The organism is Pseudomonas sp. LF-5 (assembly GCF_037626295.1).
Lineage (GTDB): Bacteria > Pseudomonadota > Gammaproteobacteria > Pseudomonadales > Pseudomonadaceae > Aquipseudomonas > Aquipseudomonas monsensis.
Genome location: NZ_JARKMT010000003.1, coordinates 337,719 through 354,708, shown reverse-complemented (window position 1 = coordinate 354,708; position 16,990 = coordinate 337,719). Strand labels below are relative to the sequence as shown.

The following is a 16,990-nucleotide window of genomic DNA, read 5'->3' as shown; positions in this document are numbered from 1 at the left end:
ACTCGGAAATTTTTCTGGTTGTGGGGGTGAATCGTGGACACCGGCACGACGGTGCCACAAGCACGTATTCGGCGGTGGATCCGAATACTTGAGCGGAAAACAAGGTTATGGCACAAGGCCGGCATTGTGGCGGCTCTAACGTTTCAGCTCAAGCGTGCAACCGCCGGCAACTCCATGGCTCGCACTTCGCCTTGGAGGAAATCGCTGAGACGGCGCAAACGTTCACCTCCCGGGCGGGTTTTCGGCCACACCAGGTAATAATTCAGCCCGCTGGCGACGGCCGTCGGCCACGGCAGACTCAGGCGCCCCTGAGCGACATCTTCGGCGACCATCAGCAAGTCGCCCATCGACACCCCGTAACCACGCGCCGCCGCGATCATCCCCAGTTCCAGGGTATCGAACACCTGACCGCCCTTGAGCGAGACCTGATCGGACAGCCCCATGTGCTCCAGCCAGCTGCGCCAGTCGCGCCGATCCGGGGTCGGGTGCAACAGCTCGGTGCAGGCCAGGCGCGCAACGTCCCAGGGCTGGTCGTTGAGCAGGTTCGGCGCGCCGACCGGAATCAGCTCTTCGGGAAACAACAGACTGGCCTCCCAGTCCGGCGGGAAGTGCCCGTCACTGAGCAGCACCGCGCAGTCGAAAGGCTCGTTGTTGAAGTCCACCGAATCCACGTCCATCCATGCGCTGGTCAGTTGCACCTCGTTGCCCGGCTGCAAGTGCCGGAATCGACTGAGCCGCGCCAGCAGCCAGCGCATGGTCAGGGTCGATGGCGCTTTCATCCGCAGGATGTCGTCTTCGGCGCGCAAGGTATTGCAGGCTCGCTCGAGGGCGGCGAAACCTTCGCGAATCCCCGGCAACAGCATCCGTGCCGACTCGGTGAGTTGCAGGTTGCGCCCACTGCGATGAAACAACTTGCAGGCGAAATGCTCTTCGAGGGTGCGAATGTGCCGGCTGACCGCGCTTTGGGTAATCGACAGCTCCTCGGCGGCGCGGGTGAACGAGCTGTGCCGCGCCGCCGCTTCGAATGCGCGCAAGGCATACAAGGGAGGAAGACGACGAGACATTCGGAAAGCTCCTATAGCGGGATGCGGCCAACTTAGCAGAATCTGCCCTGGATGAGTTTGACTCATGCCACCCATCCTTTTTATCCCTTTGTGCGAAACCGTTTGAGCGCCGAGAATCGACGGCTCCCTGTTCCCTCTTTTAATGAGTGGTGAAGATCATGCAGCAACCTGTGCGTACCGAACTCTGGGCCATCCTGCGGCTGTCGGGGCCGCTGATCGCTTCTCAGTTGGCGCACATGTTGATGGTGCTGACCGACACCCTGATGATGGCGCGCATCAGCCCCGAGGCACTGGCCGGTGGCGGTCTGGGGGCGGCGAGTTATTCGTTCGTGTCGATCTTCTGCATTGGTGTAATTGCAGCGGTCGGCACGCTGGTCGCGATCCGTCAGGGTGCCGGCGACATCATCGGCGCGGCACGCCTGACTCAGGCCGGATTATGGCTGGCGTGGCTGATGGCGCTGGGCGCCGGGTTGCTGCTGTGGAATCTCAAACCGCTGTTGCTGCTGTTCGGCCAGACCGAAACCAACGTCATTGCCGCCGGGCAATTTCTGATTGCCCTGCCCTTCGCCCTGCCCGGCTATTTGAGTTTCATGGCCCTGCGCGGCTTTACCAGCGCGATTGGCCGGGCCACCCCGGTGATGGTCATCAGCCTGGGCGGCACCGTGGCCAACTTCCTGCTCAATTACGCACTGATCACCGGCATGTTCGGCCTGCCGAAACTGGGTTTGACCGGCATCGGCCTGGTCACGGCAATTGTAGCCAGCTGCATGGCACTGGCGCTGGCCTGGCATATCCGCCGGCATCCGGCTTACGACGCTTACCCGCTGCGCGCCGGGCTGTCGCGGCCGAACCGGCAATACCTCAAGGAGCTCTGGCGCCTGGGCCTGCCCATTGGCGGCACCTATGCGGTGGAAGTGGGTTTGTTTGCCTTTGCGGCTTTGTGCATGGGCACCATGGGCAGCACGCAGATGGGCGCGCACCAGATCGCCCTGCAAATCGTCTCGGTGGCGTTCATGGTGCCGGCGGGCATGTCGTACGCCATCACCATGCGCGTCGGCCAGCATTACGGCGCCGGGCAGTTGAACGATGCGCGGATGTCCGGACGGGTCGGCATCGCCTTCGGCGCGGTGGTGATGCTGGGTTTTGCCATGGTGTTCTGGTTGTTGCCGAATCAGTTGGTCGGGTTGTTCCTCGATCACAATGATCCGGCGTTTGCCGAGGTGATTCGCCTGGCCGTGAGCCTGCTGGCGGTGGCTGCGTGGTTCGAGCTGTTCGACGGCACCCAGACGATCGCCATGGGCTGCATCCGTGGGCTCAAGGATGCCAAGACCACGTTTCTGGTCGGGCTCGGTTGCTATTGGTTGATCGGCGCGCCGGCGGCGTGGTGGATGGCGTTCCACCTCAACTGGGGGCCGACGGGCGTCTGGTGGGGGCTGGCGCTGGGCCTGGCGTGTGCGGCGATCAGCCTGACCCTGGCGTTTGAGTGGAAGATGAAGCGGATGATTCGGCGGGAGCCTGCGTCATCCAATCAATACACAGTCGCCCAGACCGACTGAGATCCCTTGTAGGAGTGAGCCTTTGTGGCGAGGGGATTTATCCCCGATAGGTGGCGAAGCCGCCCCAAAACCGGTAGCTGGGGTTTATCAGATGTGTCCAGAGCTATGGTCTTGCGACTGCTTCGCAGTCGAACGGGGATAAATCCCCTCGCCACAATGTTGTTCCAAATTGAGTTATGGATTTAGCTGACGATTTCCAGTGCGGGCTGCTGGCTGGCGCCGAAGGTCAGGTACTCAACCAGTTCCGCCAGCGGCAACGGCCGGCTGATCAGATAACCCTGCACCTGATCGCAACCAAACCCGCGCAACAGATCCAGTTGCTCCGGCGTCTCGACCCCTTCCGCCACCACTTCCAGGTGCAGGTTGTGCGCGAGATTGATCATCGCGTGCACCAGTTTGCGGTTCTCTTCACGCTGCTCCATGCCGCCGACGAAGCTCTTGTCGATTTTCAACAAAGTGATCGGCAGGCTGTTGAGGTGCACGAACGATGAAAACCCGGTGCCAAAGTCATCCAGCGAAAAACGCACGCCGAGGCGGCCGAGGGCGTCCATGGTCTGTTTGACCAGATCGCTGCGACGCATGACGGCGGTTTCGGTCAGTTCGAATTCCAGCCATTGCGCTTCAACACCACGCTCGGCGATCAAACGGCTGAGGGTCGGCAGCAACTGGCTGTCCTGAAACTGGCGAAACGACAAGTTGATTGCCATGTGCAGCGCTGGCAGCCCACGTTCGCGCAACGCCTGCATGTCGCGCAGGGCCCGGGAAATCACCCAGTACCCCAGCGGCACGATCAAGCCGCTCTGCTCGGCCAGCGGCACGAATTCGCTCGGCGGCAGCAAACCGCGCTCGCCATGACGCCAGCGCACCAGCGCTTCGAGACCGACGATCTGCCCGTCCGCCATGTTCAGCCGTGGCTGGTAATGCAGTTCCAGCTCGTCGCGACGCAAGGCCCGGCGCAGCTCGCTTTCGAGGTCGGCCATGCTCCGTGCGTTGCGGTTGATGCGTTCGTTGAAGATATGGAAGGTGCAGCCCTGGGTGCTCTTGGCCTGCTGCATGGCAATGTGCGCATGCCACATCAGCGGGTCGGCGCCCCCCTGCGCGCGGGCATGGGCGATGCCGAGGCTGGAGCCGATCAACAGGCTTTCACCATCGACCCAATACGGTTCGGACAAGGCTTCGGTGATACGTTCGGCCATCCACTCGGCGCGTTGCGGTGCACGGCGGGTGTCGATCAGCAGGGCAAATTCATCGCTGCCCAGCCGCGCCAGTTGATCACCGGCTTCGAGCTGACTTTTCAGCCGTGCGACGACTTGCAGGATCAAACGGTCGCCGGCCTGATGGCCAAGGGCGTCGTTGGCGTGACGGAAGTTGTCGAGGTCGAGGTGTCCGAGGGCCAGGCCACGCCCGTCGTTTTCCGCAAGGCGCGCCGTGAGCAGGGTCTGGAAACCCTGACGGTTAGCGATGCCGGTCAGCGGATCCTGTTCGGCCAGACGTTGCAAGGTGTTTTCGAGCACGCCGCGCTCGCGCACATGACGCAGGCAACGCCGCAGCATGCCGGCGTCGAGGGTGTCGAACACCAGCCAGTCGCTGACGCCAACGGGCGCAGTGGCCGGTTCGTGTTCCAGCAGCAATACCGTCGGCAGGCTGCAACGGCCCGGGGCCGGTTGCAACGCGGGTACGGTCAACAACACCGCGTGACGGTTGTCTTCGAACAAACGGCTGACCGACTCCCAGCTCGGCGCGCTGATCAGCACCGCCGCGCTCCCCATCGGAGCCAGACACTCACGCAATAACGCTGTCCACGCTGGCGCTTCGGCCAGTAGCAGCAAACGCAAGGGTTCGACAGGCGTAGACAAGCTAGCTCCCTAGACTCTGCAATGATGTGGGCGGGGCATTATGCCGTTGCGATGTTCAATGACCAAATGACAACGGTTATCAGAACGTTATTTTGTGTCACGAATGAGAACATTAGCCGCAAAATCACCGTGCATCCTCCGCGAAAGTAACAAAACCGGCAAATTTGAATCGCGTGGTGCGTCACAAGTCGGACAGAGCAGCACAAATCGCTGAGCCTGTTAAAATGCCGGCCCATTTCGTCAACGACTCCCGAATTTTCGTATGTCCCGACTCAATCCCCGGCAGCAAGAAGCCGTGAACTACGTCGGCGGCCCTCTATTGGTGCTCGCCGGCGCTGGCTCCGGCAAGACCAGCGTGATCACGCGCAAGATCGCGCACCTGATCCAGAACTGCGGCATCCGCGCCCAGTACATCGTCGCCATGACCTTCACCAACAAGGCCGCGCGCGAGATGAAGGAGCGGGTCGGCACCCTGCTGCGTGCCGGCGAAGGTCGCGGCCTGACCGTCTGCACGTTCCACAACCTCGGTCTGAACATCATCCGCAAGGAACACGCGCGGCTGGGCTACAAACCCGGTTTCTCGATCTTCGACGAGACCGACGTCAAAGCCCTGATGACCGACATCATGCAGAAGGAATACGCGGGCGACGACGGCGTCGACGAGATCAAGAACATGATCGGCGCCTGGAAAAACGACCTGATCCTGCCGGCCCAGGCGCTGGAGAATGCGCGCAACCCCAAGGAACAGACCGCCGCCATCGTCTACACCCACTACCAGCGCACGCTCAAGGCGTTCAACGCGGTGGACTTCGACGACCTGATCCTGCTGCCGGTAAAACTCTTCGAAGAGCACGCCGACATTCTCGAAAAGTGGCAGAACAAGGTGCGCTACCTGCTGGTCGACGAGTACCAGGACACCAACGCCAGTCAGTACCTGCTGGTGAAAATGCTGATCGGCAAGCGCAACCAGTTCACCGTGGTGGGCGACGACGACCAGTCGATCTACGCCTGGCGCGGTGCGCGGCCGGAAAACCTGATGCTGCTCAAGGACGACTATCCGTCCTTGAAAGTGGTAATGCTCGAGCAGAACTACCGCTCCACCAGCCGCATCCTGCGCTGCGCCAACGTGCTGATCTCGAACAACCCGCACGAATTCGAAAAGCAGTTGTGGAGTGAGATGGGCCACGGCGACGAGATCCGTGTGATCCGCTGCCGCAACGAGGACGCCGAAGCCGAGCGCGTGGCCATGGAAATCCTCAGCCTGCACTTGCGCACCGACCGCCCGTACAGCGATTTCGCGATCCTCTATCGCGGCAACTACCAGGCCAAGCTGATCGAACTGAAACTGCAGCACCACCAGGTGCCGTACCGCCTGAGCGGTGGCAACAGTTTCTTCGGCCGTCAGGAAGTGAAAGACCTGATGGCCTACTTCCGCCTGATCGTGAACCCGGATGACGACAACGCCTTCCTGCGCGTGATCAACGTGCCGCGCCGGGAAATCGGCTCGACCACCTTGGAAAAACTCGGCAACTACGCCACCGAACGCAAAATCTCGATGTACGCCGCCACCGACGAAATCGGTCTGGGCGAACACCTGGACAGCCGCTTCACCGATCGTCTGGCGCGCTTCAAGCGTTTCATGGACAAGGTCCGCGAGCAGTGCGCCGGCGAAGACCCGATCTCGGCGCTGCGCAGCATGGTCATGGACATCGACTACGAGAACTGGCTACGCACCAACAGCTCCAGCGACAAGGCTGCCGATTACCGGATGGGTAACGTCTGGTTCTTGATCGAGGCGTTGAAAAACACCCTCGAGAAAGACGAAGAAGGCGAAATGACCGTCGAGGACGCCATCGGCAAACTGGTCCTGCGCGACATGCTCGAGCGTCAGCAGGAGGAAGAGGACGGCGCCGAAGGCGTGCAGATGATGACCTTGCACGCCTCCAAGGGTCTGGAATTCCCTTACGTGTTCATCATGGGCATGGAAGAGGAAATTCTCCCGCACCGTTCCAGCATCGAAGCCGACACCATCGAAGAAGAACGCCGCCTGGCCTACGTGGGCATCACCCGCGCCCGTCAGACTCTGGCCTTCACCTTCGCCGCCAAGCGCAAACAGTACGGCGAGATCATCGACTGCGCGCCGAGTCGCTTCCTCGATGAGCTGCCGCCGGACGACTTGGCGTGGGAAGGCAACGACGACACACCGACCGAAGTCAAAGCCGTGCGCGGCAACAACGCATTGGCCGATATACGCGCGATGTTAAAGCGCTAGAATTGACCCCTTTTTACTAGACCTTCGGCGCACCAAGCGCCAAATGAGGACAGCTTCATGGAAGCATTGCACCAGAAAATCCGCGAACAAGGCATTGTGCTTTCCGACCAGGTCCTGAAAGTCGACGCCTTTCTGAACCACCAGATCGACCCGGCCCTGATGAAGCTGATCGGCGACGAATTCGCCACGCTGTTCAAGGATTCGGGCATCACCAAGATCGTCACCATCGAAGCCTCGGGCATCGCCCCGGCAATCATGACCGGTCTGAACCTTGGTGTGCCGGTGATTTTCGCGCGCAAGCAACAGTCCCTGACCCTGACCGAAAACCTGCTGTCGGCGACCGTTTACTCGTTCACCAAGAAGACCGAAAGCACCGTGGCCATCTCCCCGCGTCACCTGACCAGCAGCGACCGCGTGTTGATCATCGACGACTTCCTGGCCAACGGTAAGGCCTCGCAAGCGCTGATCTCGATCATCAAGCAGGCCGGTGCCACCGTGGCCGGCCTGGGCATCGTGATCGAGAAGTCGTTCCAGGGCGGCCGTGCCGAGCTGGATTCGCAGGGTTATCGCGTTGAATCGCTGGCCCGCGTGAAATCGCTGAAGGATGGCGTCGTTACCTTCATCGAATAACAGCTGAAAGCCGCAAGCTCACCGTAATACCTGTGGGAGCGAGCTTGCTCGCGAAGGCGTCAGATCAGTCCCCTCTTCAGTGACTGACTAACCGCTTTCGCGAGCAAGCTCGCTCCCACAGGTTTTTTTGTCGCTTGTTACTGCGCGGTGGCTTTGAGGCCAGTGAGCAGCAGGCGCTGGAAGAGGTCTTCTTTCAGGCCTTCCGGGTTTGTGAGTTGCATGCGCTCGAGGTGTTCGGGGTATAGCGATGCCTCGGGGGCATCGAGGGCGGCTTTGCCGAGTTCGAGGATTTCGCTCAGCTTGAACTTGCTCTTCAGCCAGTTCAGCGCTCGCAGCAGATCGCGCTCGATCGCGGTGAAATCACAACCCAGCGGATACTCCGGAAACAGGTTTGGATGCTTCGCGGCAATCGCCTGCAAGCGTTGCGGGGTGTTCTCGGCGAAACGCGGATCGAGACGGAAATCCTTTGGCAGTTTGCCGACCTTTTGCGCTTGCTCGATCAGCCCCTGCTGGAAACGGGAATCGCTGATGTTCAGCAACGACTCGATCACCACCGCATCGGTCTTGCCACGCAGATCGGCAATGCCGTACTCGGTGACCACGATGTCGCGCAGGTGCCGTGGGATCGTGCAGTGGCCGTATTCCCAAACGATGTTCGAGCTGACATCGCCGCCGGACTCACGCCAACTGCGCAGAATCAGAATCGACCTCGCATCGTGCAGCGCATGGCCCTGGGCAACGAAGTTGTACTGCCCACCGACGCCACTGAGCACCCGCCCGTCTTCCAATTGATCCGCGACGCCCGCACCCAGCAACGTCATGGTGAACACGGTGTTGATGAACCGCGCATCAAGTCGCTGCAAGCGCTTCAATGCTTCCTGCCCGTACAGCTCGTTGATGTAGCTGATGCGGGTCATGTTGAATTCAAGGCGTTTACTCTGCGGTAACTCGCGCAGGCGCTCGTAGAAACTGCGCGGGCCGAGGAAGAAACCGCCATGCACCGAGATGCCGTCAGTCTGCGCCGCTTCATCGAGGGTGCCAGCGTTGGCCTGTTCCTGCGTCTGCACGTCGGGATAGACCTTGCGCCGGATGATCCCGGCATCCGCCAGCACCAGCAGACCGTTGACGAACATTTCGCTGCAGCCGTACAGGCCCTTGGCGAACGGCGCGGTGCCACCCTCCCGTTCGATCAACTGCGCCCACTGACTGAGGTTGATGTCATCGAGCAACGCTGTGTATCCGACGTTATCCGCCTGACGTGCGAGCAATGCGGCGGTCAGGGCATCGCCCATCGAGCCGATGCCGATCTGCAGGGTGCCACCGTCGCGCACCAGCGTGCTGGCGTGCAAACCGATGAAATGGTCCTGAAACCCCACCGGCATGTTCGGCGTGGAAAACAGCGTACTGCTGTCCTTCGCGTCGATCAGCAGGTCGAAGGTGTCGATATCGACTTCGGCGTCGCCGGGCATGTACGGCAGATCGGTGTGCACCTGGCCGACCAGCAAAATGGTTTCCCCGGCGTCGCGGCGCTTGGCGATCATCGGCAACAGGTCGAGGGTGATGTCCGGGTTGCAGCTCAGGCTCAGACGGTCCGGGTGTTCACTGCTGCTGGCCAGCAGTTGCGCCACCAGGTTCAGCCCGGCGGCGTTGATGTCACGGGCGGCGTGGCTGTAGTTGCTGCTGACGTAATCCTGCTGGGCCGGCGCGCTGTTGAGCAGGCTGCCGGGCTGCATGAAAAACTGTTCGATACGGATGTTGGCGGGCAGGCTGTCGTGATGCAGGTCGGCGAGGAAATCGAATTCCGGGTAGTCGCCGAACACCCGCTCGACGAAGGGTTCGATAAAGCGCTTCTGCAAACCATCCCCCAGCGTCGGACGGCCAAGGCACAGCGCGGTATACATCGTCAGTTGCCGCTCGGGCAGGCCTTTGATCCGCCGGTACAGCGCGTTGACGAAGTGATTGGGTTTGCCCAGGCCCAGCGGCATGCCCATGTGGATATGCGCGGGCAAACGCGCCAGCACCTCGTCCACTGCCTGTTCGATCGAACACAACTGCACCATCTGAAGCCTCCTGCCCGTTCCGTGAATAGGGGTAGACCGAGATTGCCGGTTGTTTGCTGCAATGAACAGCTTCAGAGTGAATGTGCGCTGTTCGTGAAGTCCTTTTCCGACTCGAAATTGTTGCCCTCACCCTAGCCCTCTCCCGGAGGGAGAGGGGACTGAGTTGGGGGTTGCCGTGAAGATACGCCGACGTGAAAGTGATGTGCTGAATCCATAATCGCTAAGGTCTTTCAGGTCGATGTATAGCGAAAGACATTACGGTCGGCTCCCTCTCCCTCCGGAAGAGGGCTGGACGGGCGGCGTTCCGATGAGGGCCACTGAATCGCAGGCATAAAAAAACCGTCCGAAGACGGTTTTTTTCATCAGAAGCGCGCCTTACTTCAGGCCGGACATCTTCTGGATCGCGCCCTTCAGCTCGTCATCCGAGCAATCGGCGCAGGTGCCTTTTGGCGGCATGGAGTTGATGCCGGTGATGGCTTTGGCCAGGATGCCGTCGAGGCCGCCCTGGTGATCGGCGCGTTCTTTCCAGGCGGCGGTGTCACCGATTTTCGGTGCGCCCAGCAGCCCGGTGCTGTGGCAAGCGTTGCAATGTTTTGCAATCACTTCATCCGGTGTCTTCGCACCACCGCCGCCGCCAGCGGAGGCAGCGACCTCCATTCCTTTGCATTCCTGCCCCTGAACGCACACCTGGCCGACCGGCTCGAGGCGCTTGGCAATGTCGTCATTCGTCGCAGCTTGAGCGCTGACAGCCCAGAGGGCCAGTACGGTTGCTGGTGCGGCCAGCATTTTCATAATTAGGTTCACGCGTTCACCCTCAATGGTGGCTATTCACGCCTGCGGCCACGGTTCGCAGGCGGGCGCAAGTATAGCGGGTAGCCCGCCACACTGAAACAACCCCATAGTCGAAGGGGTTATACCGCGCAGTGGAAAAACTATTCGGATGCCTTCGCCGTCATGGCCTGGCGCCTCTATCGTTAAAAATTCGCCGGCGTGGCTGCGCTGATTAGTCGCGCCGGCGTGTCGAACGGATTACGGAAACGATGCGGCTTGGTACTTTCAAAGTAGTAGCTGTCGCCGGCTTCGAGAATAAAAGTTTCCAGACCCACCACCAACTCCAGACGACCCTCCACCAGAATCCCGGTTTCTTCGCCTTCATGGGTGAGCATTTCTTCGCCGGTATCGGCGCCCGGCGGGTAGATTTCGTTGAGGAAGGCGATAGCGCGGCTAGGGTGCGCGCGGCCGACCAGTTTCATGGTCACGGCGCCGTCGGAGATGTCGATCAGCTCGTTGGCCTTGTAGACGATCTGGGTCGGGACTTCCTGCAGGATCTCTTCGGAAAAGAACTCGACCATCGACATGGGAATCCCGCCCAGCACTTTCCTCAGCGAACTGATCGAAGGGCTGACGCTGTTCTTTTCGATCATCGAAATGGTGCTGTTGGTAACGCCCGCGCGCTTGGCGAGTTCACGCTGGGAAAGCCCTTTGAGCTTGCGGATCGATTGCAGTCGTTCACCGACGTCCAAGGCGGGAGCCTCCTGATGTTGTAAGAATATTGAGCGTTATCATGGCGACAGCGTTCAGTATTTACAACACTTGGCCCCCGCAGCGGCGTCAGCCCTCGGAATAGAGCCTTGGCACACGACGCAGGTTGCAGAAGATCTGGTATGGAATGGTGTCCGCCCACTTCGCCACTTCGCTGGCGAGGATGTTTTTGCCCCACAGCTCGACGGTCGAACCAAGGCCGGCTTCCGGCACATCGGTGAGGTCAATACACAGCATGTCCATCGACACGCGACCGAGAATGCGGCTGCGTTGGCCGGCGACCAACACCGGCGTACCGGTCGGTGCCTGACGCGGGTAGCCATCGGCATACCCCATGGCGACCACGCCGACGCGCATCGGCTTGTCGGTGATGAATTTGGCGCCATAGCCGATCGGCTCGCCGGCGGGCAGTTCGCGCACGCAGATGACTTTCGATTCGAGGGTCATTACCGGTTGCAGACGCTCGGCCACGGCGTTGGCTTCTTCGAACGGGGTCGCGCCGTAAAGCATGATGCCCGGACGCACCCAGTCGCTGTGAATCTGCGGCCAACCGAGCACGGCCGGTGAGTTGCGCAGGCTGACTTCGGCCGCCAGGCCCTGACGCGCCGCTTCGAACACCGCGACCTGATCGGCGCTGCTCTGCTCGTGCAGCTCATCGGCGCGGGCGAAGTGGCTCATCAGCACGATCTTCGCCACTTTGCCGCTGGCCAGCAGGCGTTGATAGGCCGCCGCGTAATCCTTGGGATGCAAACCGACGCGGTGCATGCCCGAGTCGAGTTTCAGCCACACGGTGATCGGTTTGCCCAATGCCGCCTGCTCGATTGCTTCGAGCTGCCACAGCGAATGCACCACGGTCCAGAAGTCATGCTCGACGATCAGCGCCAATTCATCGGCTTCGAAAATCCCTTCCAACAGCAACACTGGCGCACGAATGCCAGCGGCGCGCAGCTCCAGCGCTTCCTCGATGCAGGCGACGGCAAACCCGTCGGCCTCGGCTTCCAGCGCCTGGGCGCAACGCACCGCGCCATGACCATAGGCATCGGCCTTGATCACGGCCAGCGCCTTGGCGCCGGTGATTTCGCGGGCAATTCGGTAGTTGTGGCGCAGGGCTTGGAGGTCGATCAGGGCACGGGCAGGACGCATGGCGGCAGACTTCTAGGCGGTCATGGGAAGAAAAACCGGCGCCGACTGACGACGTGAACCGCCAACAGCGCCGGGAGAGGGATCTTTGAAACGGTTACGGCAACGCGGCGACGATGGAAATCTCCACCAGGATGCTCGGTTTGGCCATCTTCGCTTCGACGGTGGCGCGGGCTGGCGCGGCGCCTTTGGGCAGCCACTGGTCCCACACCGAGTTCATCCCGGCAAAGTGCGCCTCGATGTCGTTGAGGTAGATCGTCGCCGACAGCAGATGCTGCTTGTCAGTCCCGGCCAGATCCAGCAAACGCTCGATATTGGCGAGCACGTCGCGGGTCTGCTGTTCGACCCCGGCGTTGAAGTCATCGCCGACCTGTCCGGCCAGATACACGATGCCATTGTGGGTGACGATCTGACTCATGCGCTCATTGGTGAGCTGGCGCTGGATTGCCATGTTTTGCGGACTCCTGAGGCTTGTTGCCGTAACGGGAAATATCGAGGCCTTCGGCGCTGATCTGCGGCTTTTTCTTCGCCATCAGATCGGCCAGCAAACGACCGGAACCGCACGCCATGGTCCAACCCAGGGTGCCGTGACCGGTGTTGAGGAACAGGTTCTTGAACGGTGTGGCGCCAACGATCGGCGTGCCGTCCGGGGTGGTCGGACGCAGGCCGGTCCAGAAGCTCGCCTCGGCCAGATTGCCGCCCTGAGGATAAAGGTCGTTGACGATCATCTCCAGGGTTTCGCGCCGACGCGGGTTCAGCGACAGGTCAAAACCGGCGATCTCGGCCATGCCGCCCACGCGGATGCGGTTGTCGAAACGGGTGATCGCGACCTTGTAGGTCTCGTCGAGAATGGTCGAGGTTGGAGCCATGTCCGGGTTGGTGATCGGCACGGTCAGCGAGTAACCCTTGAGCGGATACACCGGGGCCTTGATGCCCAGCGGCTTGAGCAGTTGCGGCGAGTAGCTGCCGAGGGCCAGCACGTAGCGGTCGGCGGTTTCCAGCTTGCCGTCGATCCACACGCCGTTGATGCGGTCACCGGCGTAGTCGAGCTTCTGGATGTCCTGGCCAAAGCGGAATTCCACTCCCAGTTTCACCGCCATTTCGGCGAGGCGGGTGGTGAACATCTGGCAGTCGCCGGTCTGGTCGTTCGGCAGACGCAGGGCGCCGGCGAGGATGTCGGTGACATTGGCCAGGGCCGGTTCGACGCGGGCAATGCCGGCGCGGTCGAGGACTTCAAACGGCACGCCGGACTCTTTCAGCACGGCGATGTCTTTGGCGGCGCCATCGAGCTGCGCCTGGGTGCGGAACAGTTGCGTAGTGCCGAGGCTGCGGCCTTCATAGGCGATACCGGTTTCCGCACGCAGTTCGTCGAGGCAGTCGCGGCTGTACTCGGACAGACGCACCATGCGCTCCTTGTTCACCGCGTAACGGCTGGCGGTGCAGTTGCGCAGCATCTGCGCCATCCACAGGTACTGGTCAATGTCAGCGGTGGCCTTGATCGCGAGAGGGGCGTGGCGTTGCAGCAACCACTTGATCGCCTTGAGCGGCACGCCCGGTGCGGCCCACGGCGAGGCGTAACCCGGCGACACCTGGCCGGCGTTGGCGAAACTGGTCTCCATGGCGACGGCTGGCTGCCGGTCGACCACCACCACTTCAAACCCGGCACGGGCCAGATAGTAAGCACTGGCGGTACCGATGACGCCGCTACCCAAGACCATTACGCGCATTTTTGTATCCCTCATCGCGGCAGGGCCGCGTACGTCTGTTGTTAGAGCAATGATGCGCGCAGTGTAAAAAAGAATGGCCAGTGCTTTTCACTGTATAAGCGCCTATATTTGGCGACAATTCTCGGCAAAAACCCTTTTCACGGAGGCGCATCCCCTATGCGTACCAACACTCAGACCAAACGTGAGCTGGACAAGATCGACCGCAACATCTTGCGGATCCTGCAGGCGGACGGGCGGATATCGTTTACCGAACTCGGGGAGAAGGTCGGTCTGTCCACCACGCCGTGTACGGAGCGGGTGCGACGTCTGGAGCGTGAAGGGATCATCATGGGCTACAACGCCCGGCTCAACCCGCAGCATTTGAAGGGTAGCCTGCTGGTGTTCGTCGAGATTAGCCTCGACTACAAATCCGGCGACACTTTCGAAGAGTTCCGACGCGCGGTGCTGAAATTGCCGCACGTGCTGGAGTGTCACCTGGTGTCAGGGGATTTCGACTATCTGGTAAAGGCGCGGATTTCCGAGATGGCGTCTTACCGCAAGTTGCTCGGCGACATTCTGTTGAAGCTGCCGCATGTGCGCGAATCGAAGAGCTACATCGTGATGGAAGAGGTGAAAGAGAGCCTGAGCCTGCCGATTCCGGATTGAGATGTTTTGGGCCTGACCCGGCCCTATCGCTGGCAAGCCAGCTCCCACAATGAGTGCGGGTGTTCACAAAATCCCCCGCTCGCCGCCGAACCTGTGGGAGCTGGCTTGTCAGCGATGGCGCCGACTCGGTTCCGAGTGCCGCCCCGTTAGACCAGCACCTGCCGATTCGAAGCCATGTACTCGAAGACCTGCTTTTCAACCCGTGGATGAATCAGCTCCACCGGCCCTCGCCCGTTCGGGCACGGCAGCGTTTTGGTGGTGCCGAACAACCGGCAGATCAGTGGCCGCTCTTCATACACCGTGCAGCCATTCGGCCCCAGGTGTACGCAGTTCAGTGCTTCCAGCGCCGCATCCTGCTCGGCGCGGGTCTTGCGCGGCAGGCGGGCCATTTCTTCCGGCGAGGTGGTCACCGGCCCGCAACAGTCATGGCAGCCCGGCACACAGTCGAACGAGGGGATCTGCTGACGCAGGGTACGGATTTTCTGGCTGTTGCAGCTCATCGAAGCGGTGACCGACGGGAAATAGGCGACGATTGTGCCGCAAAAGCCCTGATCCAGACACCGCAGGCCGACCAATGTTGCCCAATTTCGGGCGTGCGGCTTATCCTCCGTCAAATTTTCTCGACACTCAGCCGTTGGATGACGCCCATGATCGCCCGCGCCCACATCACCGCGAGCCAACCACACGTTGCCTCTTATTACGCCGCCAGCAGCCTGCCACAGCCTGATCATCCGCAGTTGCAAGGTGAGGTGGTAGCGGACGTCTGCGTGGTCGGCGGCGGCTTCTCGGGGCTGAACACCGCGCTGGAACTGGCCGAACGCGGCCTCAGCGTGGTGTTGCTGGAAGCGCACCGGATCGGCTGGGGTGCCAGCGGCCGTAACGGCGGGCAGCTGATTCGCGGGGTCGGCCACGGCCTCGATCAGTTCACCAACGTCATCGGTGCCGACGGCGTACGCCAGATGAAACTCATGGGCCTGGAAGCGGTGGAAATCGTTCGCCAGCGCGTCGAGCGTTTCCAGATCCAGTGCGACCTGACCTGGGGCTACTGCGACCTCGCCAACAAACCTGCCGACCTCGAAGGCTTTGCCGAAGATGCCGACGAACTGCGCGGCCTCGGTTATCGCTACGAAACCCGCTTGCTGCAAGCCGACCAGATGCACACCGTGGTCGGCTCCAAGCGTTATGTCGGCGGCTTGATCGACATGGGTTCGGGACATTTGCACCCGCTGAACCTGGCGCTGGGCGAAGCCGCTGCCGCGCAACAACTGGGGGTCAAACTGTTTGAACAGTCGGCCGTCACTCGCATCGACTACGGCCTCGAAGTGAAGGTACACACGGCGCAAGGCTCGGTGCGCGCCAAGACACTGGTGCTGGGCTGCAACGCTTATCTGAATGACCTCAATCCACAACTCAGCGGCAAAGTCCTGCCCGCCGGCAGCTACATCATCGCCACCGAACCGTTGAGCGAGGCACAGGCGCACGCCCTGCTGCCGCAAAACATGGCGGTCTGCGACCAGCGGGTGGCGCTGGATTACTACCGGCTCTCGGCGGATCGGCGCCTGCTGTTCGGCGGCGCCTGCCATTACTCGGGACGCGATCCAAAGGACATCGGCGCGTACATGCGGCCGAAGATGCTCGACGTCTTTCCGCAACTGGCCGGGGTGAAGATCGACTATCAGTGGGGCGGAATGATCGGCATCGGCGCCAACCGCTTGCCGCAGATTGGCCGGCTCAATGATCAGCCGAACGTGTATTACGCTCAGGCGTATTCCGGGCACGGGGTGAATGCCACGCACCTGGCCGGCAAGCTGCTGGCCGAGGCAATCAGCGGCCAGCACAGTGGCGGGTTCGATCTGTTTGCCAAGGTGCCGCACATCACCTTCCCGGGCGGCAAGCATTTGCGCTCGCCGTTGCTAGCGCTGGGGATGTTGTGGCATCGGCTCAAAGAGCTGGTCTGATGTATTTGCAGGGGATTTGAAGGCCCTGTCGCGAGCAGGCTCACTCCTACAGTTGAAATGCGTTCCCCTGTAGGAGTGAGCCTGCTCGCGATGGCGCCACCAAGAGCACCGCCCTCCTTCAGATCCGCCAGAACGGCTTCAACCCCTCCTCTTGCGCCTGCTCCCGGGTCAGCCCGACATCCTTGAGCTGCTCGGGTGTAAGCGCCAGCAACGCCTTGCGCGTGTGCAGACGATGCCAGAACAGGCCCCAGCGACTGAGGCCGGACGGCGCGTTGCGCAGCGCCGTATTCCATGCACCATCCTCCTGCCCTGTCACCAGTTCCTGACTGTGTAACGTCAGCCGCACATCGCTCAAGCCGTTCATTTTTGTCGCTCCTGTTTACTTGGGTCGCCAGAGATTCCATGATGCGCGGGCCGGCAAAAGCATTACAGATTCAACCGATCTGTATTAACTCCATACAGATTTGCCGTTTCTGCCACTGAATTGTCGATTTTCGCCGCATCTGTACTGGTTTAACGAAACTCCTGCATCGAGGCACC

15 protein-coding genes are annotated in these 16,990 nt (G+C 61.2%); 5 read left to right on the top strand and 10 right to left on the bottom strand.

From position 1 onward, the window contains the following. Nucleotides 1-143: 143 nt before the first annotated feature. Nucleotides 144-1,064, bottom strand: a complete 921-nt coding sequence (locus tag PseuLF5_RS13620; RefSeq protein ID WP_123469812.1) for a LysR substrate-binding domain-containing protein — start codon at nt 1,062-1,064, stop codon at nt 144-146. 158 nt (nt 1,065-1,222) lie between these two features. Here PseuLF5_RS13620 and PseuLF5_RS13615 point away from each other — a divergent pair, with 158 nt between their 5' ends. Beyond that, a complete protein-coding gene (locus PseuLF5_RS13615) occupies nt 1,223-2,620 on the top strand; it encodes a NorM family multidrug efflux MATE transporter (protein WP_128616382.1) in 1,398 nt (465 codons plus the stop codon). A gap of 182 nt (nt 2,621-2,802) precedes the next feature. Here the strand turns inward: PseuLF5_RS13615 and PseuLF5_RS13610 are convergent, their stop codons facing one another. Continuing rightward, nucleotides 2,803-4,476 (bottom strand): putative bifunctional diguanylate cyclase/phosphodiesterase, encoded by a 1,674-nt coding sequence (locus PseuLF5_RS13610; protein ID WP_340133751.1) that lies wholly within the window; start codon nt 4,474-4,476, stop codon nt 2,803-2,805. Nucleotides 4,477-4,738: 262 nt separating this feature from the next. On the opposite strand from PseuLF5_RS13610, the gene rep reads away from it, so the two are divergent. Both rep and PseuLF5_RS13600 read left to right on the top strand, forming a co-directional pair. Then, nucleotides 4,739-6,748, top strand: coding sequence for a DNA helicase Rep (rep, locus tag PseuLF5_RS13605; protein WP_123469818.1), 2,010 nt, complete (start codon nt 4,739-4,741; stop codon nt 6,746-6,748). Nucleotides 6,749-6,805: 57 nt separating this feature from the next. Next, nucleotides 6,806-7,378, top strand: coding sequence for a xanthine phosphoribosyltransferase (locus PseuLF5_RS13600; protein ID WP_003229440.1), 573 nt, complete (start codon nt 6,806-6,808; stop codon nt 7,376-7,378). A gap of 137 nt (nt 7,379-7,515) precedes the next feature. Here PseuLF5_RS13600 and PseuLF5_RS13595 read toward each other — a convergent pair whose 3' ends face one another. The 6 genes from PseuLF5_RS13595 to dadA form a co-directional block, all read right to left on the bottom strand. Next, a complete protein-coding gene (locus tag PseuLF5_RS13595) occupies nt 7,516-9,438 on the bottom strand; it encodes an acetyl-CoA hydrolase/transferase C-terminal domain-containing protein (protein ID WP_340133750.1) in 1,923 nt (640 codons plus the stop codon). 375 nt (nt 9,439-9,813) lie between these two features. Further along, nucleotides 9,814-10,230 carry a c-type cytochrome gene (locus PseuLF5_RS13590; protein WP_123469822.1) on the bottom strand — a complete coding sequence of 139 codons (417 nt, stop codon included), beginning with the start codon at nt 10,228-10,230 and terminating at the stop codon, nt 9,814-9,816. Nucleotides 10,231-10,412: 182 nt separating this feature from the next. Next, nucleotides 10,413-10,961, bottom strand: a complete 549-nt coding sequence (locus PseuLF5_RS13585; RefSeq protein WP_123469824.1) for a cupin domain-containing protein — start codon at nt 10,959-10,961, stop codon at nt 10,413-10,415. Between the two features lie 88 nt (nt 10,962-11,049). Next, nucleotides 11,050-12,123: an alanine racemase gene (alr, locus tag PseuLF5_RS13580; RefSeq protein ID WP_123469826.1), complete on the bottom strand. Its 1,074-nt coding sequence runs from the start codon at nt 12,121-12,123 to the stop codon at nt 11,050-11,052. A 94-nt stretch (nt 12,124-12,217) separates the two neighbouring features. Continuing rightward, entirely contained in the window at nt 12,218-12,571 is a 354-nt protein-coding gene (locus PseuLF5_RS13575) for a RidA family protein (RefSeq protein WP_123469828.1), read from the bottom strand. Continuing rightward, nucleotides 12,543-13,847: a D-amino acid dehydrogenase gene (dadA, locus tag PseuLF5_RS13570; protein ID WP_123469830.1), complete on the bottom strand. Its 1,305-nt coding sequence runs from the start codon at nt 13,845-13,847 to the stop codon at nt 12,543-12,545. The genes PseuLF5_RS13575 and dadA overlap by 29 nt, the downstream gene beginning before the upstream one ends. A 156-nt stretch (nt 13,848-14,003) precedes the next feature. Here dadA and PseuLF5_RS13565 point away from each other — a divergent pair, with 156 nt between their 5' ends. Next, the gene (locus PseuLF5_RS13565; RefSeq protein ID WP_003177284.1) at nt 14,004-14,492 is read left to right on the top strand and encodes an Lrp/AsnC ligand binding domain-containing protein; all 489 of its coding nucleotides are present in this window, start codon (nt 14,004-14,006) and stop codon (nt 14,490-14,492) included. Nucleotides 14,493-14,638: 146 nt separating this feature from the next. Here PseuLF5_RS13565 and PseuLF5_RS13560 read toward each other — a convergent pair whose 3' ends face one another. After that, nucleotides 14,639-14,992: a YkgJ family cysteine cluster protein gene (locus PseuLF5_RS13560; RefSeq protein ID WP_340133860.1), complete on the bottom strand. Its 354-nt coding sequence runs from the start codon at nt 14,990-14,992 to the stop codon at nt 14,639-14,641. A 147-nt stretch (nt 14,993-15,139) separates the two neighbouring features. Here PseuLF5_RS13560 and PseuLF5_RS13555 point away from each other — a divergent pair, with 147 nt between their 5' ends. Next, entirely contained in the window at nt 15,140-16,450 is a 1,311-nt protein-coding gene (locus PseuLF5_RS13555; protein WP_128615343.1) for an NAD(P)/FAD-dependent oxidoreductase, read from the top strand. A 118-nt stretch (nt 16,451-16,568) separates the two neighbouring features. Here the strand turns inward: PseuLF5_RS13555 and PseuLF5_RS13550 are convergent, their stop codons facing one another. Next, the gene (locus tag PseuLF5_RS13550) at nt 16,569-16,814 is read right to left on the bottom strand and encodes a DUF1127 domain-containing protein (RefSeq protein ID WP_123469834.1); all 246 of its coding nucleotides are present in this window, start codon (nt 16,812-16,814) and stop codon (nt 16,569-16,571) included. Nucleotides 16,815-16,990: the final 176 nt, after the last annotated feature.